Origin of the sequence: Janthinobacterium sp. YR213, assembly GCF_900099875.1 — a bacterium.
In the GTDB taxonomy this organism is placed as follows: domain Bacteria; phylum Pseudomonadota; class Gammaproteobacteria; order Burkholderiales; family Burkholderiaceae_D; genus Janthinobacterium; species Janthinobacterium lividum.
In genome coordinates this window covers 1632124-1653767 of the sequence record NZ_FNDA01000001.1, presented here as the reverse complement: position 1 = coordinate 1653767, position 21644 = coordinate 1632124, and the positions used below count along the sequence as shown (strand labels likewise).

Below are 21644 nucleotides of genomic sequence, written 5' to 3'. Positions count from 1 at the left end.
GAGAGCGCCATGTTCAATCTGGAGCAATTGCTGCACCCCGTCAGCGCCGTCAGTCCATGCGGCGAAGACCTCACCTTCAGCCAGGAGCTCGACGCCATCGCGCGCGCGCGCCAGCACGATGATCCCTCCCTGGACCAGGGCGAGTGGGTGACGGCGCTGAAGGAAGCCGACTGGCCTTTCGTGGCGACGCGCTGCGAACAGCTGATCGCGGCGCGCAGCAAGGATTTGCGCGTGGCCGTGTGGCTGGCCGAGGCGCATGCAAAGACGCGCCACTTCCGTGGCCTGGGCGATGGCTATGCGCTGCTGGCCGGCCTGTGCGAGCGTTACTGGGATGGCCTGTACCCGCTGGCGGAAGAGGGTGACCAGGAACAGCGCATCGGCAATGTCTTCTGGCTGCTGTCACGCACGCCGCAGCTGCTGCGCGAGATCCCGCTGACCGAAGGCGCAGATGGCCTGTTTTCATTGCAGGATTTCGATGCGGCGCGCCAGCGCGCGGCCGCCAGCCTGGCGCAGGGCGCAGCGGATCAGGGCTGGGGCGATACGCGGCACGACGAAGGGGCGACCCTGGCGCAGATGGAGGCGGCGCGGCAAAGAAATACGCGTGCCTTTTCCGACGGCTTGCTGGCCGATGCGCAGTACTGCATGCAGTCGCTGCTGGCGTTCGAGCGCAGCGTCGATGCGCGTTTCGGCGCTGATGGCCCGAGTTTTCGCGCCGCGCGCGAAGCGCTGGAAAACGTCATTCACTTTATCGCGCCGCTGTCTCCAGGTGCTGATCTTGCCGGCGCGCCACCCTCCGCTGGCCAAGGCGCTGGCGGCAGCGGGGGGGCCATCGTGCAGCGCCAGCAAGCGCTGGCCCAGCTGCGTCAGGTGGCCGATTTCTTCCGCCGCACGGAGCCGCACAGCCCCGTCGCCTACCTGGCCGAGAAGGCCGCCAGCTGGGGCGAACTGCCGCTGCACCTGTGGCTGCGCGCCGTCGTGAAGGACTCCGCCACCCTGGCGCAGCTCGACGACATGCTGGGCACGAACAGTGCAAACGGGTGATGGCGCTGGGCCCTTCCATGCTACTCTTCGGGCATGTTCAGAATGCTCTTTTTTCCTGCCGCGCTATGCCTGTTCATCGCTGCCAGCGCGCGGGCCGGAGCTGCGGTGCCGCTGGTGATTTATGGCGACGATGATTATCCGCCGTACTCCTATGTTGAACATGGCCAGATGAAAGGCATCTACACGGAGATCGTGCGCGAAGCCGTGCAATCGATACCGCAGTATGCGGTGCAGCTGCGCCCCGTGCCCTGGAAACGGGGCGTGCTGATGCTGCAGACGGGCGAGGCGTTTGCCCTGTATCCACCGTATTCATGGCGCAGCGAGCGGCCGTATGTGCGCTATTCCGTGCCGCTGCTGATGGAGCAGCTGGTGGTGCTGTGCAACCAGGACGTGCTGGCCAAACGCACGCTGCGGCAGTGGCCCGCCGATTACGGCGGCCTGCACATCGGCGTGAACGCGGGTTTTTTGCTGGGCGATGCGAAGCTGACGGCTGCCGTGCAAGCGGCCAACATCGTGTTCGATACGGCCAAGGGCACGCGCACGAATCTGCTCAAGCTGATGCGCGGGCGCATCGATTGCTATGTCAGCGACCGCCTGTCGGCGCAGTGGGAATTGCAGCGCATCCGGCGCGAGGGGCCGCCGGGCACGCCGATGCAGGCGATACACGAAACCGCGCAGCTGGCAAGCCAGCATGGCCACCTGGGTTTTACGGCACGCCGGCCTGCCGCCTACCCGTATCGCGATGATTTTATCGAACAATTCAATACCGCCATCGTGCGCATGCAGAACAATGGCGCGATCCGCCGCATTGTCGACCACGCATTGCAACCCTGACGTTGCAACCTTGATTTCCCCCGATGGAGAAGACCATGAAAAAATTGCTGTTCCTGTGTGTGCTCGTGCTGGCCGGCTGTGTGGGCCGGCCCGAGAATATTCATCCCGTCAATAACTTCGACACGGCCCGCTATCTGGGCAAATGGTATGAGATCGCGCGCCTCGATCATTCCTTCGAGCGGGGCCTGAGCCAGGTGACGGCCGACTACAGCCTGCGCCAGGATGGCGGCCTGAAAGTGCTCAACCGCGGCTACAAGGATGCGGACGCTGTCTGGAAGGACGCGGAAGGCAAGGCGTATTTCGTCGACAAGAAAGACGTGGGCTACCTGAAGGTGTCGTTTTTTGGTCCCTTCTATGGTTCCTACATCGTCTTCGACCTCGACCAGCAAAATTACAGCTATTCCATGATCAGCGGCCCCGACAAGTCTTACTTCTGGTTGCTGTCGCGCACGCCAACCATGGACCCGGCCTTGCAGCAGCGCCTGGTAGAGAAAGCCGCTGGCCTGGGTTTCGATACGTCAAAATTGATCTATGTAAAGCAAAACTGACCTTGCTTGCCTGCCGCCCGTTCGTGGCGGCATACCGCCTTCTGGCTGTTGCTTTTCTGCATGTTATTTCTTGCAATACCACTCTGATTCACTCACAATCTGCTCCAAAGTAGTGCGCTGCGGCGCGCTGCCATTCCGGTGGCGAGTGTCCGTTGCGCCATCGCTCGTGATTGCCGCACGGCAGATGCCTGCTATATGATACGTAGCAGTAGGTCGGTTTCGTGGCGTCTGTGCATCGTTTTTCTTCAGATAGGAATCACGCAATGAAAAACCTCAAAATCGGCGTACGTCTCGGTGGCGGTTTTGCCGCCGTCCTGCTCCTGTTGACCAGCCTGACCGTGGTGGGCATCGTGCAGATGCAAAGCGCCAGCAAGGAAACCGATGCGCTCGTCAACGTCAAGGTGCGCAACGAGCGCCTGATCGGTGAATGGACCAAGGTCATCGAGGTCAATGCGGCGCGCACGGCGGCCGCCTGGAAAGTCAGCGATCCCGAACACCAGAAGCAGTTTGAACAGGAAATGGCGGTCTCGTCTGCACGCGCCACGGAAATCCAGAACGATATCGGCAAGAGCGAACTGAGCGCGGACGAGCAGGCGCTGTACCAGGAAGTGCTGAGCACGCGCAAGGCCTACACGGAAGTGCGCAAGAATGTGTTCAAGGCCAAGAATGCGGGCGACCTGGAACTGGGCAAGCGCCTGTACGAAGGCGACATGGCCGTCAAGCGCGACATCTACCTGGCGTCGCTGAAGAAGCTGGAATTGCTGGAAGCCAAATTGCTCGATGAAACGGCCGCGCAAATCCGTTCGCGCTACGAGAATGGTCGCATGCTGCTGATCTCTCTGGGCGTGGTGGCCATCTTGCTGGGCATCGCCTGCGCCTACTGGATCACGCGCTCGATCACGCGCCCCATCACGCGTGCCGTCGAAGTGGCGGAAGCCGTTTCCGCCGGCGACCTGACCAGCCATATTGTCGTGGAAAGCCGCGATGAGACAGGGCAATTGATGCATGCGCTGAAAAACATGAACGATAAGCTGGTCAGTATCGTCGGCCAGGTGCGCGCGGGCACCGAGTCCATCAGTACGGCGTCGAGCGAAATTGCCGCCGGCAACCTGGACTTGTCGTCACGCACGGAAGAGCAGGCCAGTTCGCTGGAAGAGACGGCGTCTTCCATGGAAGAGCTGACGTCCACCGTGAAACTCAATGCGGACAATGCGCGCAGCGCCAACCAGCTGGCCATCGACGCGTCGCAGATCGCCAGCAAGGGCGGCGTGGTGGTGTCGGAAGTGGTCAGCACCATGGGTTCGATCAACGATTCCTCGCGCAAGATTGTCGATATCATCAGCGTCATCGACGCCATCGCCTTCCAGACGAATATCCTGGCCCTGAACGCGGCCGTGGAAGCGGCCAGGGCCGGCGAGCAGGGCCGTGGTTTCGCCGTCGTGGCGTCCGAGGTGCGCAACCTGGCGCAGCGTTCCAGCGCGGCAGCCAAGGAAATCAAGGGCTTGATCGACGATTCCGTGCAAAAGGTCGAGGCCGGTTCGCAACTGGTGGACAAGGCGGGCCGTACCATGGACGAGATCGTGCAAAGCATCAGCCATGTGACGCAGATCATGAACCAGATCACCGACGCCAGCGATGAGCAGCGCGCCGGCATCGAGCAGGTCAACCAGGCCATCGGCCAGATGGACCAGGTGACGCAGCAAAACGCGGCCTTGGTGGAAGAAGCGGCCGCGGCGGCCGAATCCATGCAGGAACAGGCGGCCAAGCTGGCTGACGTGGTGGGCCTGTTCAAGCTCGATGCAACGCAGCACTATGTTTCGGCCAGTGCTGGTCTGTCCGTGACAGCGTCTGCGCCAGGAAAATCTGCGATGCGACCCGCCATCCAGCCTGCCAGGCACCGCGCGCCGGCGGCAACCGTAGCCGCGCCCGCGCCGGGCAAGGCGGCGCAAGCGGAAGCTGCGCGCGCACGCGTGCCGAAGGCGCCGGTGGCGTCGGGCGCCGACGAATGGGAAGAGTTTTAAGCGCAGATTCCCCGTAGCATGGCGTGGGCGCTACAATCGCGGCTTGAAGACAGCCGCGAACCCGCTCCGCCATGACTACCCGCCGTACCTCCAGCCCGATTTCCAGCGCTATCTCCAGCCCTGCCGCTGCCTCGTCCTCCCTGGCGGAACCGGCCAAACGGGCGCGCTGCCCAGCCTGCCTGCGCGCCGCATCCAGCTGCATCTGCCGCTGGATCTCCCCCGTTTCCCACGCGGTGGAAGTGCTGATCCTGCAGCATCCGCTGGAAATCCACAATGCCAAGGGCAGTGCCCGATTGCTGCACCTGAGCCTGCCCAACTGCCGCATGTTGACGGGCGAGCAGTTTGCCCCGGATACGCTCGCCGAATTGCTGGCAGACAAGCACAATGTGCTGCTGTATCCGGAGACGCCCGGCGACCGTTCGCTGGGCATCGCGCCGCCGCCAGCGCTCGACCCCGCCATCTTGCTTGATCCGGCCCGATTCTCGGCCCGGTTGCGGCTGGTGGTGCTGGACGCTACCTGGCGCAAGAGCCGCAAGATGCTGTATCTGAATCCCCCGTTGCAACAATTGCCGCGCCTGCCCCTGCGCGATACGCCCGCTTCCCATTACCTGATCCGCAAGGCGCACGCGCCAGACCAGCTATCGACCCTGGAAGCGACGTGCTATGCGCTGATGCAGTTGGAGCAGGACGCGGACCGCTTCGTTCCCTTGATCGCGGCATTTGACGGCTTTGTCGCGCAGCAGTTGAGTTATGTCATGCCGCATGGCGAAAAAGCGTGAAACGGCATTACGCCAGCCCTTGATCTTGTCCGCACAGCGGCATAGTATACTGTACGTATATACAGTTGATGGGGCCGTTCATGAAAGCAATCATTCCAGAGCACGATGACAGCTTCGCCGGGCAAGCCATATTGCCGCCGCAATCGCTGAAAGCCCGCAAGGGGCGCGGTGCCGTCTCGAACCTGCAAGGGCGCTACGAGGCGCACGCGCGCGCCGGTTTCGACGATGGCTGGAGCGTAGGCGGCCTGGATGCGGCTGGGGACGAGGCGGCGCCGGGCTGGAAGACGCAGGTCAGCGAGGAACAGGCGCGCACCATCCTCACGCGCAACGCTTCGCCCGATTTGCCGTTCAATGTGTCGCTGAACCCGTACCGGGGCTGCGAACATGAAATGTAAACTGCAGTCTAAGTGCGGCGTTCATGGGGGACGTCTGTGTTCTTTTTTTTTCTAGTGTTAATAATATTGAACCATTAAGTTTGTGCACGTACGTGACGTTTGTTCTTGATCTATTGAAAAAACATCCTATTCTTAGAAAATATTTGTTCACAATGGCTTTGGCCAAGCGACAAGGTGGAGAACATGTTTCTTCAAGCGGAGGTCGTCCTTTTTATCAACAACACCGATAACCCAGAGTTGAAGTTGGGGGCGCCGACGCTGTTTCTGGAATCCAGGGACAAACTGGATCTGTTCGAGGAACCCACACGTTTCCTGGGCGAGTTTTATGTCAGGTCCGGTTCGACATCTAGTCCCCATACTTGGGCGAAAGCGGCTTATGGCCTCAAGAGCTGGTTTCAGTTCCTGCAGGCTATTGATCGTGACTGGCCGACCGCGAGTGAACAGGATCGAGTCGATTTCCGGGACGTGTATCTGGGTTCGATCAGTCCAAAGACTGGCAGAGCCTACGGCGCCGCGGGTGTGCGCGATGCCATGGTCGTAATACGTTCCTTCTATCAGCATTGTGCGGATCGGGGCACATACCATGGCGACATTAGTGGAAGTCGGTCGGCTGAGGAGTACAAGGTGCCGATAGACCGGGATGCCTTGGCGCACACCCGATCCGCTGGCGTCATCAAGGGCAAGGACCGGGCCCTGCCAAAGGTGCGTCCTGGCGTCAAAATTCATCCACTGACGCCGCGTGATCTGAAAAACCTGCTCTATCACGTTGGCCCCCAGGCCGGCACCCGCGATGGCGACCAGCGCGTGGCGCGCGACCGCCTGATCTGCGACCTCGGATGGGCTGTCGGGCTGCGGCTGAACGAAATCAACAACCTGACCACGCTGCAATTTATGACGCTCAGTCCTGACAGTTGTGCACCATTCGTTGGCATGGCGCTCACCATCCTCCATGGAAAGGGAAACAAGACGCGGCAGGTAATGATTCCGGCCTGGCTGGTCATGGATGTTCACGCATATATGGAGGGCGAACGCGTCGCTTCGCTGAGGGCATGCAAGACAAAAACCAAGAACGCGCCTACGCGCCTGCTCTTAGGGCATGAGCACTCCAGCAGCGCCGGAAGGCCCATCACGAACGCGGCGTTACAGAAAATGTTCAGGGAGGCATGCCTGACGCTGGGATTGGTGGAAATTGTCGAGAAGACCGATCCGGAAACGGGGGAGAAATTTATGTACAAGACGCCGCGGCACTCGATCCACGATCTTCGCCACACATACGCCGTACTGACCTATCACGCCGAACGGGCCAACGGTAACGCTGAACCATGGAAGAAGATACAGGCCCAGCTCGGCCACCGTAATCTCCAGACGACAATTGATACTTACCTGTCCCATGTCGAGATATTCACCGACCAGCCAGGCTTACTCGACGTGAGAAGGATGCTTGGACTGTGACAACTGACCCGATGGGCCTGCAGGCACGAAAGCGTGAGCCGCGGAAGGACAAGAAACTGTCTTCAGCGGCTAGCAACGTCGCGCAGGCGAAGGCAAGAATGATGCGGGGTGGCAAAGTCGGTTACATTGCCCAGACCCGCGCCGAGCATGGGATCGACCTCAAAACCGGCGAACCGACGCTGACCGCCATATTCCCGCGAGAGGGGGCCCTCGAGCCGCATCATGTGGACTTGAGCTTCTTGCTGGCCTTTCCCAGCCTTCAACCAATGTTTACGGACGCCTTCCTAAGCTGGGGGGCAGCTCTCTTGCCCAGCACGCGTCTCAACAGCAGGGACAATTTACGACGTTACTTCTTCGCATATCTGAAATCGAGTTGGTCGAATATGCTGCATCCAGGTGAAATCGATGACGAGTTGCTGTCTGGGTTCCGGGACAACCTGTTGTTCAAATCCAGTGGGCGTGGGAAGGCCCTTCATCCCGGCACGGTGGCTGATGCGCTGAGCGTGTTGCGTTCGGTTCTTGGAACACTCGTCACTGGACCGTGGGCACGCGCCGCCAATCGCATAGTCGAGCGGGTTCCCTGCGGGCCGAGTGGAGCCAATCGGAAAAATAATCCAACCGAAATACTCGGGCTGGAGCAGGTGCTGGCTATTATCGAGGCTGCGGAAAAGGAGGTGATGGCTATTGAGCAGCGCTTTGCAAGAACCCCAACGTTGCTGGCCGAAGGTTATGCGCGATTGCGAGACCCAAGCCGACTGACGGACAATATTCGCGCGAATTACCGCGATCTTGCGGTATGCCTCGCCGCAGTGGACGAAGCCTATTCGGGCGTGGTTCCCGATCTGGCGGTGATAAAGGCAAGAAATGGGGCTTTGGGTGGGGCGGTGCAATGTATACACGGCATGGGTTTGATTTCATCCTATTTTTACCCATGCGCCCGCGATTTGGTACCGTTCGCGCTGCTCATGGCCATCGCCACTGTGTTTAATCCAAATACATTGTTGAGCCTGAACTGGACCAACATCGACTGTAACAAGGATCAGGCCGGCATGCCAGCGATCGAAATCGTTGGGATTAAAGACCGGGCCGCTCGTGATATGGTGCGGCTCCTTGATCCGGATGCTACGGTTTCGTCTAAATTTAGCTTGAAACAGATGCTTGCATGTCTGCGGGATATCACAACACGCATCAGACCGCATCTCGCATCAGAACACGCGAACCACCTGTTCGTCTACGTTCAACAAGCGTCGGCTAAGCGGCCCAAGGCATTCGGCTTGGATGGCGAACGAAGCATGCAATCATCAGCTGATCCTGTATGGATGAATTCGCTCAAGAAGTTCATCAAAGATAACAATCTCCCTTCGTTCACGCTGTGCCAGTTGCGTCCAACCATCCTCGATCTGGTCCAGTTCATGGACGGAAGCCTGGAAGCCGCCCGCAAGGTCGGTAACCACAGCAGCCAGGCGACCACTTGGACCCACTACACTAGCGGCGGCGTCAGGGCGCGCTACCGGGAGCGAATAGGACAGGTCATCGTTCTGCGCGAACGGTGGCTGCAAACTGATGGCGTGATCGATCCGCGGCGCCTAGTTCCGGGACAGGACAAAGGCGCCGCAACGCCTGGATTTTCCTGCCTTAATCCATTTGATTCGCCTCGCCCGAACCAACAACCGGGCGTTCTGTGCAAGGACTACGGCGGTTGCGCATCCTGTCCTTTAGGTGCTGCGCATGTTGACGATCCACAGTGCGTCGCGTACTACATGGCGCTTGAAGTGGCTATCTACCGAAGCCAAGGCGGGATGAGTGCGCGAACATGGGTTGAGCGTTGGACACCCGTCTTGGCCGACTTGGCTGCGCTACGTACGTGGATTTCGCCAGACGTTCTAGAGGCGTCACGTGAGCTTTCCATCCGGCTTCCGAACGTGGGGTAAGAAAATGAAAACGAATCAGCAAGGCCAGAAGGCCTGGCAACCGGAACGCAAGAAGATTCACGAAATGAATGGCGAGGAACTCGGCCAGTACCGGATCAGCGAACACAGCCAGTTTCAGGACGGAGTCTGGTTTTTTTCTAATCCGACACCTGGTTCACAAAGGTCACAGTCCACTCTCAACTGGGGAATGGTTCTTTTTGACGGCAGCAGGTTAACTGACGCTCGGCACGCGGCGCGGCTGCGCTGGGCAAAGTTACTTATACTCACTCTTATTGTATTGCCAATAGATGGACGCAAACCCGCCCCAGGATCTATGGGGGCGATCCAATTTCAACTCAAATGGTTGCTTTCCTGGATGCACAGTGCAGGATACCACCATCCCCACGAACTGACGTCTGCCGTTATGCGGGGCTATCTCGCACAGTTGCCGGAGTTTATAGCGGCCCGTAGCGGTGATGGCGAGATTACCGTTAGCGTGGTGATCTTTGCGCTGACGACCCTCATTCAATTGTGGGATCAGAGGCAAGCGCTCGCAAGAATGGGAGTGGAATCTATAGCAAACCATCCAATTGAGGGACGAAGCGCGCGTACTGTCGCCATGGAGGTCGCCACCAAGGCGACGGGATGGATAATGCCGTTACCAGACGAGGTGGCCATTCCACTGCTGAACAAGGCTGCATGGTTCCTCGGTACGCCGGCGGACGACGTGCAAAGGCTGCTCGACGTGGTGCGCGATTCGCTGGCCGGCACCAAGGTTATTGTGAAAAGATCGCGGGGCACAAAAGTAGCCGTTTGCAAAGCCGGGGCCAAGAAATCTGCGAGATTAAAGCGTGCCAATGCGTTTGTTGATGCATTTGAGTTTAGCGCGCCTCCGGGCGACAGTCTACCGTGGCATGAACCGCTCCATTCGGCTAATGATGTGCCGTCTGGAAGTCATAACGCGAGGAGGGTGCAAGTTAGAAGGTTGTGGGAGACTGTGCGGGATGCTGCGGCGATCATCGTCCAAGCAACGTCTGGAATGCGGGTGTCAGAACTGCTAGGGATACTGGCCGGAACCGATGAAACCACCGGCTTTCCGAAAGGCGTGCGCCTGGAATTGAGTGCCACTGGCCTGTATGAATGGTTTGTCATTCGTTCACAACTTTTCAAAACCGAGGAAGGGTTGCCTCGCGAAGTGGATTGGGTCTTGGGCATGCGGCCGATCGGAAGTAATGAATTGCCGCTGGCCGTCCGGGCGCTGCAAATCCTCGATCAGTTGCACGAGCCATGGCGTGCGTGCGCGCAAACCGACCGGTTGATTCTCGCTAATCGAGTTGGTACTACGCTTCCCTTGGCCTCAACGCGGCTTGGCGCAATGACAGGCTACAGACTCAATCTAGCGATGAAGCGCTTCATCGGTCGCTGGATCGACCTTTCCGGCCTACCCGACGAGAGCGTGCGCAAGACCGAAGACAACGACCTCGTGCGCTGGCGCGAGAGCAAGGGTATGGTCTTCACAACGCACATGTTGCGCAAGACATGGGCCCAGTTCGCGCTGGCGTGCGATTCCCGGCTGTTGCCTGTGATCCAGATGCAGTTCCATCACATTAGTCTGGCAATGACTGAAGGGGGCTATATTGGTAACAATCCGCTGTTGCTGGGCGAGCTGGATTCCATGTCCGTCCAGAAGACTAATCTCGCCGTGTTCGACGTCATCGTAGGGAAAAGTAAGCTGGCGGGGCGGATGGGGGAACAGTTGGAACAGGCGCTGGTGAAGCTGCGTGTCGAGGTCGGTGAGTTGCCGACATCGGAGAAATGGCGTCGAACCGTCGAGTGGAGCGAGCGTAACGACCTCAAGATGTTCTTCACAGCGCACGCGACCTGCTGTCCGACGCGCACCAGCAAGATGCGCTGTCATGACGCATCGAACACCCCGGCCTGGCTGCGCAACGCGCCGAATACCTCAACGCGCGAACCGAGTGTGTGCGCCGGTTGCGCTTGCGCGATCATGGACAAGAGTCATGAACCGTTCTGGTCTGATCGCTATGTCGGCTGCGAGGTGTCCGTGCGCCAGGCCGAAGCGGCGGGCCTACACTCCGGTCCCTTCCGGGAGGTTCGCTTCCGAGCTGATCAGGCCCGGAGTATTCTGAAGAAGTTCGGTGCCGATTTGGATGCGCTGGATGCCTGCGTGGTGTCGCTTATGGGGAACGGACATGCCAAGACTTAAGAAGGAAGCACCACCGCAAGACCCGATCGAACAGGATTTTTTGGCCGCCATCGACCGACTGCAGGACGGCGAGCCGAAAAATAAACAGCTCAAGGTGCGCAAAGCCAAGGGAACGCTGAAAGTCAACGTCGCCAACGTGGCGTTGGAAGCGGGCCATTCGCGCACGCTGATCGCCTTGGAAACGGGATGTCGCTACCCTCGCGTACGTGAACTAATAAAACAGGCCAAGACCGGTCACAATGGGTTGCCCACGACCTTGAACGAAGTCATTGCTCGATTACGAGCCGACAATGTGGAACTAAGAGCCCAGTTGAATTCACATAAAGCGGCTTTATTGGCGCATTTCAATGCCCGAGACAAGGCTGAAAAGGAGGCGGCGCGCGAACGCGGGATCGCGTCGCGATTGAGAAAGGAAATTGCGGACTCGGGAACGGTGGTGGCGATCGTTCAGAAGGAGGTGCAATGAGCTGTCCCTGCATCGTCCCCCAAGATTAGACGTTTAGGTTGGAGTGTTGGGACATTCGATTCAATCCGCGTCCCATGGTCGGCGTTGAAAAAACTTGTATCCATGTTCGTTTGTTCCCTGTATTGATTCCTCTCTTGCTACCAGAAATTGTAAGACTCTGCATAAGCCAACTCTTTCATGTGAGGGTTGATCTGCTCCACCTCGTCGCTGCTCTCGCGGTTCTCTGGCATTAGCGTTGTGGGAAGCAGATCAGTTTTTAGTTCAGTAAACCCATAAGTATCATTTCAATTTTTTCACTTGCTTGGCGCGAGCAATAAAGTACGCAGTGTCATGATCAGCTGTAATTATGTTGGACTTGAGAAGGCCCGCTGCTGATCTAATCATTCTAGTTACATAAGGCTTCTCTCGATCTTCATTTCCATTCAAACGCCAAATAAACGAACTATGCTTGAATAAGCTAAGTAAATTTTGGATGTCTCCGGTACTTTCAAAAATATCCCAAAGCGCCTTGTGTGATCTCAAAAAAAGCGTATCGAAGCGTTGTCCATAAAAATACTGATATGCGCTAACCAAAGTATTGATATTCTCATTGGAAAGCTTGGTTTTTCTTTCAATTGAAATTGTTGCAATTTTCACTGCCGCACGACTAGCATTATATGGGTCGCGATCCTTGATAGAGCTTGATACAACCTCTTGCAATACGCCCAGAATGTCAGAGTCGTCGGAATAAGAATCTGCTCTCGATAGAATAAGATTGTTGCGAACGGTGATCGCACCATTTTTTTTGGCTTGCTCCTCAAGCTTTAATAGCTTTGCTTTGGAATCATCCTGAGTACTCAACTCAATAATTATTCCTCGAGCTTGGATTGCGGCATTTGATTTTGGAGAGAGTTTAATTAAATCTTCTGCAGCTTTAATTGCTCCTGGGTCATCTAATGATTGTAGGCATAAAGCATAATTTAATAATAGGGAAATTTTGAGATCTTTTGGCCATTCATGCTCTATCAATTCTTCTAAGATTTGTCTTGAGCGCTGATGGTTTCCCTGCATTCGAGAACTTTTGGCCAGCATGTATCGTATGGAAAGTACTTCATTTCCATAATTGCTTGCCTCGGTTCCTGCCGTAGAAAGTACAGCATCGCATGCAGCCGTACAACTTCTATAATGTTTCCCGGTTAGCAATTCTGCACAGTATATTTGGGCAAGATTAAGCGCTGTTTTAATGCGAGAGTTTTGTGAGTTTAGCACCGCCAGCGATAATATGCGAAGAACTAATTCGTGGCCATTATCCAAAGTGGTCACATCTTCTGATATTTTAAAGCCTTCGCGGGATTTTATTTTCCATAGGCCTGAAGAACGATTTTCTTCAAAATAAAGTGACATTGCCTTTTTTGTTAGAGAGTCGATTTCTTTTTCGCTGAGCAACGATAGTACATACTCTCTAACAGCAGCTTTTGCAAATAATAACTTTATTTTGTTTTCCCTGCTACTGGCGTTTGGAATTACGCCAAAACCATTTCTAATCTCAATTAGGTCATATTCTAATAAAGTAACAGCTTGTGTTTCGTAAAAAATATACTCCGAATCAAAGCGGCGAATTTTTTGAAGAGTTTCTCCATGTGGAAGAATGCAGAGGAGCTTCAACATTAAACCCGTACGTTTAAGGTTGCTATCGAGAGAATTAAAAATTGCCTCTATCGCTGTGGAGAGTGCACGCGGGACGACTTCACTTTCGGAGGGATTTGTAATCAATCCGCCAACCTGTAAATCAGACAGGTTTACTACACGAAGGCTTTTTAGAACTTTTTCAATTTTACTTGGCACTCCGCCAGTTAATTTATGAATTTCGCTAATTGAAGATGGATTTTTTATGTCACTTTGGCAGTTTTTGTGAGATAAAACATATGCCCTCGTCTCTACTTCGTCCAATGGGGTTAAGCTTATTTTGCTAAATTTTCCTGTTGTAGGAGGGACACGAGTGATAGCTAGTATAGTAACCTGCGGGCAAAAATCCAGGACCATATTCCCTAAGCTTTCAACGTCGGAAACTATATTGGATTCATAGATATTGTCAGATGGTGCTTCATCAAAAATAAGAATTGCTGGACCTACTTGTAATAGGTTTTTACAATACTCGGAAAACGAGCAGCCATAAAGTTCGGGGAATCGCTCTAGAAATTCACTACGTTTGATGTAGTTTCCTAAATCGATACGATATATTGGATTTTCTTGATATCCCATAGATTTCACCACGGAATATAAAAAACCATCCGTTCCTAATCCCCAATCTGTGCAAATCCAAACCATGCGTTCTAACGCAATGGCTGCTATGCACGCTTGTTGGGCTGGAACGCGAATCCCGATATGCTGATCGGCTTGATTAATGTTATATTTTGTGGCCTCAAGAAAGCCAGAATTTACTGTTACTTCATTGATTGAAGTAACTGTAATTTGTCTCTCGATATCAGAAATAAGTTGCTGTGAATCGCGAGTAATGCTCGATGTGGAAATTTTTAATGGTTCAGATGTGTGTTCTGTGCCGGGAATGATTGCGTGATTAAAGTCGGGAATAAAATTGCGTGCACCATCACCACGAATGTGAGTAATTCGCGGCCACAGCTTCCATTCGGCAGAGTTTTCCTCAATAGAAATTTTTCCCACCGTGTAACCGTGAAGGCGCGCTGTAGTACCATCTGCAAGATATTCCAAACCGAAAATTGAGGGGCCCTGAACGCTTTTTCTGCTTGGGCCACCGCCAGTGGATATTGTCTGCGAATTAGATTCGTGCATGTGGCCGAATATGTGAGCAGTGAATCTCTCTGGCGGATAAATTTCAGTATCGAAATTTTTCTTGGCTTCAGGATTGAGCCAACCTGTTGGATGATGAGTAACTAAAAAATTCACGTCGTGTTGCGAACACCATTCATCGGGATTTTCATCGGTTACAGCAAGTAGTTGCCTGATATCTAAATCGAGCTGTTGATTATAATCACCATCGCCCAATTGTAAAAATGTTGAATTTAAGCCAATAAACCCAACTGATACTTCTCCGAACTTGGTGCTAGCGGATACGTCACCAGGGATTATCCCATTTTTAGTTGGCAGAATAGGAATTCCTAGCGTTTTTATTTTTCCCTTCCAGTTAGTGTAGTTTTGAAAGGCAGCGTCGATATGCTTTCTATAGGAGCTTGTTTCATTTTTCCAAAATTGTTTTGAAACGGAGGGTTCTGTTTTCCATCGTTTTAAGAGTAGAGATTCTTGTAATTCAGGATCGGGTCTAACTAGATCATGATTTCCCGGAACGCAAAAGAATCCCGGTTTGTAGCCCCATTTATCTAATTTTTCATATAGGTCTAAAAGTAAGGCTGTAAATGCATCAAACTCGCTAATTAAACCTTTTTGAGTTATGTCTCCAGAGAAAATTATGGCGTCCAAGCCATCTGAGTTTTTGGAAATTCTTTCTAAATCATCTATAAATATCTTTTTCAAATTGGGCCAAAGCCAATTATGAGAGTGTTGTCCAACGTGCAAATCTGTAAGGTGAAGCCACTTGAATTCTTTCATTTCATTGACCCATGTTGCATAAAAGAAATTAGTCTACAAGCGTTTGCTGATGTTGTCTACGCGAAAATTTTATTCACTTGGATGTTGAAAGAAAAATTCCGCATTGGTGCCCAAGCTATACGCAATTTTGAGAGTGTTCCCAGACTTTGCACATTTGACTAGCAGCTATGGTTCGCTCAAGTAGTTTTGACTAGTGGTCAAATTTTCAAAAAGTACTTTGTTCATGGGATTAAAGAAACGCACATAGGCCAATTTTTCATTAAAATTCAGCTATTTATAAGCCAAACTAAAAAAATTCAGTTGCCATAAGTAACTTGTTTTCGCGCTGAGATGGGGGCGCCGCGAACTGAGGAGCCGGAGGGGCGTGTGATGGGCGCCAGTCCTGTAAGTCGCAATATACGTGGCAGATGCGGAGGTCACTCCAGCTGCATGGGGAGTTTGCTACTGAAAGTGACCGATCTGTAGATTATGCCGCGCTTGTTGGGGCTGCGATGTGCTTGCGAACAGTGGCAATGAGGGGCAGTTGCAATGTGCACACCATCGCAAACGTCAGAGTGTTGGACGCCCAGCTGCGGAACGAGGCCACGTCCGTTGGATCAAAGCCTGCGCAGGCCATGGAGTACGCGTACACCTTGCTGATATCGTTGTCGTCCAAAGCCGGTAGTGCGCGATAAGTCAGCTTACGGTCGAAGCCGTGCTGGCTCTGTAGTTGCGCAGAGCTTGCAAGACCCTTGCGCTTCATCTCCGTGTATTCTGCCGGGAGGTGCCGGTAGATAGGCTCACCGGCCGCAATACCGGCAACGTGCACAACTCGTTCGTAGTAGCGGCCGTATTGGTCTTCACCGAAGCGCGCCATGTTATCGTCGTCCAGCCGCCAGCCAGGGGTCGAAGCCGCAAAGTTGTCCGCTGCCAACACCAGGGCTTTGTTCAGATGTGATGCAAAATGTAGAGCCTTCGGGCTGAACACTTGAGCCAACTCGTGACCACGCGCAACGCATGTCCGGCAACCGCAAGTGAAGGCTGGCAGACTCGATTCGAAGTTTTGGTCTGGTGCATCCGAGACTTTCTCATGGTGACCACAGCTGTTGCAATTTACTGCCCACACACCATACGAGTTACTTGTGGGCAGCATCGTCACGATGGCAACTGCGGGTTCAGCGCAGCAGGGGCAGGGGGTGGTTGTGCTGATGGCACCGTCCTTGAGTGCAGTGGCCAGATTGTAGTCGTCGATGCGAGTGCTGTATTCGCGGGCGGAATAACGCCCGCTAGTGCCGACTACTTCTTGGCTATGGGCCCAGTATCCAAGCGCAATATAAGTGTTGTCTACGCCGATTTTCCAGCCCATCAGCTCGTTAGGCAATGGCTGGATGGCAGCGAAGCTATTTTTGTCGAGGCGGTCCGGCCAGCCAGGGGATGCTTCCTCCACCTTCTGCTTCAGCAGCTCAACATGGTCCGGTATCAGAGGGCGCACCGTGTGAAGCAGGATGTCACTTGTCGTCCGAAGGTTGTTGCTGGCTATCGCTGCGTCCATGAAATCGTTACCGAGAGCCAGCGTTATCGGCAGGCGGGCGGCAACGCTAACAGCGAACGATACTTCGCCCGGTTGGCCACCGGTGTCCGACAAGTTCAGTGCCGGCGAGCGGCGTTTTTCCTTCAAAGTTTTAACTATGTCGTTTACTGGCTGACCGATTTCGCCACTCCACAGGTGATAGCGCTTCCAGAGCTTGTTCAACTGGCCTGCGGTTATCGGGACATACTCTTTTGCGAAGGGTTCACCATAGTCGAGGAACGCCACCTGCACGCGGGCCGTACCGACCGCGGTCATAATCGTGTCGGCACGGGTATCCATGTTGGACATGCGCGCGCTCGCAAACAGTTCGAAGAGATCCAATTCGCCGACTAATTGTGTGGAACGATGGGCATCTTCGACAGAGGTAACGCGGAAGAAGGGCTGCGTGTAGGCGCCGTGCTTAGCTTTCGTCGGGAGCAAAGCATAGTTGAGTAAGACGGTTGGTGCGCGTGTCATCAAGGCTTCCTCGAAGCGATGGGTGAAGCGCACGTGGTCGTCCGGTACGAGCGGACCGTGACAGTCAATGATGAAAGAGGGGCCGTTGACATCTGTAACGGTCAACGTCAGGTTGTACGGCGTGCGCTTCATGTCAATCACCGCACCTTGGCTTTTTGACAGCATCGGAACAATTTGCTCTACGGCGGCACTGCACATCTCGCCAGCAGTCGCTGCGGAAATCTCGCATGGCTTATGCTGGCCACCGAGGACAATCAATGAGATCGAGTATGCGAGCGGCTTGTCGGAACCGGATGTTTTAACTGCATGCCATGGCTTGTGCATCAGGATGTGTGCTGCAGCGTTTAGTGCGATATTGCGTGCGATTTTCGTGCCCAACATCTTGCCCGTACTTTGAATTGCATCAGCAAAATTTTTGACTTTGACGTCAGACGGCAGGACATCGGACGGTGGCGTGAACTGATTCAGCGCCTGCGTAGCCGCACGGATCACTGCAGGTGCAAACAACTCGGTAGTTTTTTGGGAAATGGTAGGGGGAACGTGCATTTGATTCTCCTCGATTGTCGTAGACTTGGTCAGACGTCGCGCATTGCCTGGGTCTACAGCATTTAGGGGAAAAAAATACAGTTTGATGTGACATACAACTGAAGAAATTCACTTTTGGCACAGTATTGCGCGACTGGTCCAGGAGAGTGACTGCCCTTTTCCTATATTAGAACAGAAGTCGGCAGCGCTGACAAGTGCTGTATGTTCGTTTGCTGGTAGGATTGACCCTCTCATTTTGACCCTCCCGCCACACCCTCGCGAACGCCGCGACCCTGTCGTAAGACCCCTCGAACCCCAATTCCTTCAAGTCCTCATGGATCTGCTTCAGCGTGCGCCGCTGCTTGCGGGACTTGGCCGCCTCAGTCTTGAGGAGCGCTGAAAGTTGGAACGCATGTTTGTCGATGGCACGGCTGGAGCGCCGCTCAGCGTAGGTAAGCTCTATGGTTTCCGAGCGCAGGTACGCGCATGCACGGAGAGGGCGTGTGGGCTGATTTGATCAAACAGCGGGTGGGAAAAACCGTGCATCGCTTGGGACTGGAAAAACGCATGATTCGATTCCGCCAACTTGATATCGGGCGGTTCCGGCCGCCGTTGTTGGTGCCGGCGGCGGTTAGGCATGGAAATGGACGGTTGGATTTGTTCTAAGTTCTTTTGTGTTTATCTGAACGGGCAATTCGTTTTGAATAATCTTCTTTTCCACAGACTAGAGTGGCAAAGTCTCAACGGTGACAAAGTACGTATTTTTCTCGTGGGAAAACTGCTAGGCTGTTGAGTTGGTTGCTAAGAGAATCGGATAGGGAGTAGCGTGGCAAACAAAGCGATCTTCATCGGCATAAACAAATACCTTGATGTGACGATTCCCGAGCTAGGTGGGGCTCGCCGCGATGCAACCGCGTTGTGGGCACTGTTTACCGACACCGTCGAAGACCTGGCTGGCAGACTGCTTGTCGATGAAGCCGCTACGCATGCAGAGGTTTTGCAGGCCATCCTCGGAACGTTGTCGACCGCAGATCAGGACGACGTTGTCGTCATTACATTCGCTGGCCACGGTTCTCCCGATGGAAGCCTAGTCTTGTTCGATACCAACGCAGCCGATCTTTCCGGTACAGGCCTGTCGATGGCGAGCTTGGCCGATGCTTTCAAGGCGACAAAGGCGCGCGCGGTGCTGTGCGTGCTTGACTGTTGCTTTAGCGGGCAGGCGCCTGCGCGCGTGCTGGAGGCTGCATCGCGCTCGCGAAGCGCATTTGCGTTGACCGGGATTTACGGCGAGGGGCGCATTCTGCTTGCCGCCTGTGCAACCAACGAATCCGCCTGGGAGCAGCCGGGCACTGGACATGGATTGCTCACGCACGCAGTGATCGAGGCGTTGACGGGTGCGATCGGCGACTCGGTCAGTTTTCCGGAAGTCGCCGGCGAGATCATCCGGCTGGCTCGTGTCGAGGCCGAGCGCATCAGCGTGACACAGACGCCTGTATTCCTGGGCAACGTCCAGGGTGGCCTCGTGTTTCCGACTCTCAAGCGCGGTGACAACTACGCCGCTGCTTTCCCGGCTAGAGCGGTCCAGCAAATGTCGGGATCGTTTGCGGAATTTTCCGCGCACGGCTTTCCACCAGAAATCGTCGATCAGTGGACGACGGACTTCCCGCGCGGTCTCAACGCGCTGCAACTCAAGGCAGTCAACGAACACGGCGTACTGGCCGGCAGATCGCTGCTGGTGGTCGCGCCGACCAGCTCGGGTAAGACCATGATCGGTGAACTGGCTGCGATTCAGGCAGTCACAGCCGGTAAGAAAGCCGCGTTTTTACTGCCATATCGCGCGCTAGTAAACGAGAAGTTCGAGGAATTTAGCGAGCGATACGGACCCGCAGGGCTACGCGTCGTACGGTGCAGCGGTGATGCAACGGATGGCATTGGCCCCGTGTTGGGAGGTCGCTATGACTTGGGTTTCTTCACCTACGAAACTTTTCTCAATCTGGCGCTCGGCTCGCCGCGTCTGCTAAACCAGCTCGGCCTCGTTGTACTTGACGAGGGGCAGTTCATCACGGACCCGAATCGAGGGATTACGGTCGAGTTGATTTTCGCGCTTCTGCTGCGGGCGCGTCAGCGCGGCATCGAGCCGCAACTGGTGATCTTGTCGGCGGTCATTGGGAACCTCAACAGCTTCGATCGCTGGCTCGATCTGCCCTTGCTGATGTCCCGCGAGCGGCCTGTGCCTCTGGTCGAGGGCGTGCTCGATCGGCGAGGGACGTTCCAGTTCGTCGATGCGGACGGCACCACCAAGACCGAAGCCCTGTTGCCTGCACATCACATCGTGCAGCGTCGCGATAAGCCCAGTTCGCAAGACGTGATCGTGCCGCTTGTTCAGCAACTGGTCGCACAGGGCGAGAAGTTGCTGGTCTTCCGCAACATGCGTGGTCCGGCACAGGGCTGCGCCAAATACTTGTCCAAGGAATTGGGCCTGGGTCCCGCGACGACCGTCCTGGACGTGCTGCCGACTCAGGATCTGACCGGCGCCTCGCAGGATCTGCGGGAATGCCTTGCGGGGGGCACTGCGTTCCACAACACCAATCTCTTGCGCGCGGAGCGCGAAGCCGTTGAGAAAGGATACCGCAACGCTGGTGGCGGTATCCATGCGCTGGTGGCCACCACGACGCTGGCGGCTGGTATCAACACCCCGGCATCGACGGTGATCCTGGCCGAGAACGAGTTCGTCGGTGAGGATGGCCGCCCATTCGCCGTCGCCGAGTACAAGAACATGGCGGGACGGGCGGGACGGCTCGGATACAACGAAATCGGCAAGGCCATCATCCTCGCCGAGACGCCGATGGAACGTGCGCAACTGTTCCAGAAGTACGTGCTCGGCGTACCGGAAGACGTGAAGTCATCCTTCCAGCAGCGCGACCTGCCAACCTGGACGTTACGCTTGCTTAGCCAGGTTCGGGGTGTGCGCGCCATCGAAATTCCTGGCCTCCTAGTCAACACGTTCGGCGGCTACTCTGCATCACGCGCAAACCCGCAATGGATCGCGATCGTGGAGCATGAAGTCACTGCATTGGTCGAGCGCCTGCTGCAGGCCGGGCTGGCCGAGCGAGAGGGCGAGTTCATCCACCTGACCTTGCTCGGACGCGCCTGCGGCGCTTCGTCCTTGTCGTTTGAGTCGAGCCTGCGGCTGGTCGAGTTGATGAAACAACTGAACGCCTCACAGACGTCGCCCATCCAGGTGCTGGCGATGGTGCAGGTCCTCGACGAAATGGATGCGATCTACACACCGGTCATGAAACGGGGGCGGTCGGAAAGCGTGCGCGCCAATGATGTGGCGCAGCGTTATGGGCATGCGATGACGCAGGCACTGCAGCGATATTGCCGGGACGAGATTGAGTTCTGGTGCCGATGCAAGCGCGCGGCGCTCTTGTACGACTGGATCGAGGGCACCCCCGTTGACGTGTTGGAGAAGCGGTTCTCGACCACGCCATTCGGAGGCGCTGTCGGATATGGGAACATCATCGGAATCGCCGACGCAACCCGCTTTCACCTGCGGTCGACGCACCAAATCCTGTCGGCGCTCTTCCCGGACCAGCCCACGTTCCTGGCGGGACTCGACGAAGTCCTGCAACGACTCGAATTCGGCCTTCCGGCCGGTGCGCTGCCGCTCACAAACTTGCCGATCGCTCTGATCAGGGGGCAATACCTCGGGCTTTTCAACGCCGGATGCTTGACGCCAGAAGCCGTGAACGACTTGAACGTAGGCCAGCTAGACGCATGTATTGGTCCAACTAGCGCGTCGCTGTTGAGGCCCCAAGCATGAACAGCATGATACTGCGCAGGAGCACGAATA

Annotated in this window: 12 protein-coding genes and 2 pseudogenes; 11 read left to right on the top strand and 3 right to left on the bottom strand. The window is 55.5% G+C overall.

From position 1 onward, the window contains the following. Nucleotides 1-9 precede the first annotated feature (9 nt). The 10 genes and pseudogenes from tssA (at nucleotide 10) to BLT98_RS07280 (ending at nucleotide 11673) form a co-directional block, all read left to right on the top strand. On the top strand, nucleotides 10-1041 hold the full coding sequence (gene tssA / locus BLT98_RS07325; RefSeq protein WP_092606209.1) for a type VI secretion system protein TssA: 1032 nt from the start codon (nucleotides 10-12) through the stop codon (nucleotides 1039-1041). Nucleotides 1042-1083: 42 nt separating this feature from the next. Further along, a complete protein-coding gene (locus BLT98_RS07320) occupies nucleotides 1084-1875 on the top strand; it encodes a substrate-binding periplasmic protein (RefSeq protein WP_244517413.1) in 792 nt (263 codons plus the stop codon). A gap of 35 nt (nucleotides 1876-1910) precedes the next feature. Then, nucleotides 1911-2423: a lipocalin family protein gene (locus tag BLT98_RS07315; protein ID WP_034779768.1), complete on the top strand. Its 513-nt coding sequence runs from the start codon at nucleotides 1911-1913 to the stop codon at nucleotides 2421-2423. Between the two features lie 263 nt (nucleotides 2424-2686). Beyond that, a complete protein-coding gene (locus tag BLT98_RS07310; protein ID WP_092606204.1) occupies nucleotides 2687-4444 on the top strand; it encodes a methyl-accepting chemotaxis protein in 1758 nt (585 codons plus the stop codon). A 71-nt stretch (nucleotides 4445-4515) separates the two neighbouring features. Next, on the top strand, nucleotides 4516-5223 hold the full coding sequence (locus tag BLT98_RS07305) for a tRNA-uridine aminocarboxypropyltransferase (protein WP_092606202.1): 708 nt from the start codon (nucleotides 4516-4518) through the stop codon (nucleotides 5221-5223). Nucleotides 5224-5303: 80 nt separating this feature from the next. Beyond that, nucleotides 5304-5609 (top strand): annotated as a pseudogene (locus BLT98_RS07300) (hypothetical protein); the annotation flags it as partial. A 192-nt stretch (nucleotides 5610-5801) separates the two neighbouring features. After that, a complete protein-coding gene (locus BLT98_RS07295; protein ID WP_092606200.1) occupies nucleotides 5802-7070 on the top strand; it encodes a tyrosine-type recombinase/integrase in 1269 nt (422 codons plus the stop codon). After that, the gene (locus BLT98_RS07290; protein WP_092606198.1) at nucleotides 7067-9001 is read left to right on the top strand and encodes a hypothetical protein; all 1935 of its coding nucleotides are present in this window, start codon (nucleotides 7067-7069) and stop codon (nucleotides 8999-9001) included. The genes BLT98_RS07295 and BLT98_RS07290 overlap by 4 nt, the downstream gene beginning before the upstream one ends. Nucleotides 9002-9005: 4 nt before the next feature. After that, entirely contained in the window at nucleotides 9006-11207 is a 2202-nt protein-coding gene (locus BLT98_RS07285; protein ID WP_092606196.1) for an integrase, read from the top strand. After that, nucleotides 11194-11673: a hypothetical protein gene (locus BLT98_RS07280; RefSeq protein WP_139179143.1), complete on the top strand. Its 480-nt coding sequence runs from the start codon at nucleotides 11194-11196 to the stop codon at nucleotides 11671-11673. Before BLT98_RS07285 ends, BLT98_RS07280 begins: the two co-directional genes overlap by 14 nt. 279 nt (nucleotides 11674-11952) lie before the next feature. Here the strand turns inward: BLT98_RS07280 and BLT98_RS07275 are convergent, their stop codons facing one another. The 3 genes and pseudogenes from BLT98_RS07275 to BLT98_RS29475 all read right to left on the bottom strand — a co-directional run. After that, nucleotides 11953-15237, bottom strand: coding sequence for a metallophosphoesterase (locus tag BLT98_RS07275; RefSeq protein WP_092606192.1), 3285 nt, complete (start codon nucleotides 15235-15237; stop codon nucleotides 11953-11955). 466 nt (nucleotides 15238-15703) lie between these two features. Then, nucleotides 15704-17809, bottom strand: coding sequence for a hypothetical protein (locus BLT98_RS07270; RefSeq protein WP_092606190.1), 2106 nt, complete (start codon nucleotides 17807-17809; stop codon nucleotides 15704-15706). A gap of 241 nt (nucleotides 17810-18050) precedes the next feature. Beyond that, nucleotides 18051-18212, bottom strand: a pseudogene (locus BLT98_RS29475) (IS21 family transposase); the annotation flags it as partial. A gap of 402 nt (nucleotides 18213-18614) precedes the next feature. Here BLT98_RS29475 and BLT98_RS07260 point away from each other — a divergent pair. Beyond that, the gene (locus BLT98_RS07260) at nucleotides 18615-21614 is read left to right on the top strand and encodes a DEAD/DEAH box helicase (RefSeq protein WP_092606186.1); all 3000 of its coding nucleotides are present in this window, start codon (nucleotides 18615-18617) and stop codon (nucleotides 21612-21614) included. The last annotated feature ends 30 nt before the right edge of the window (nucleotides 21615-21644 follow it).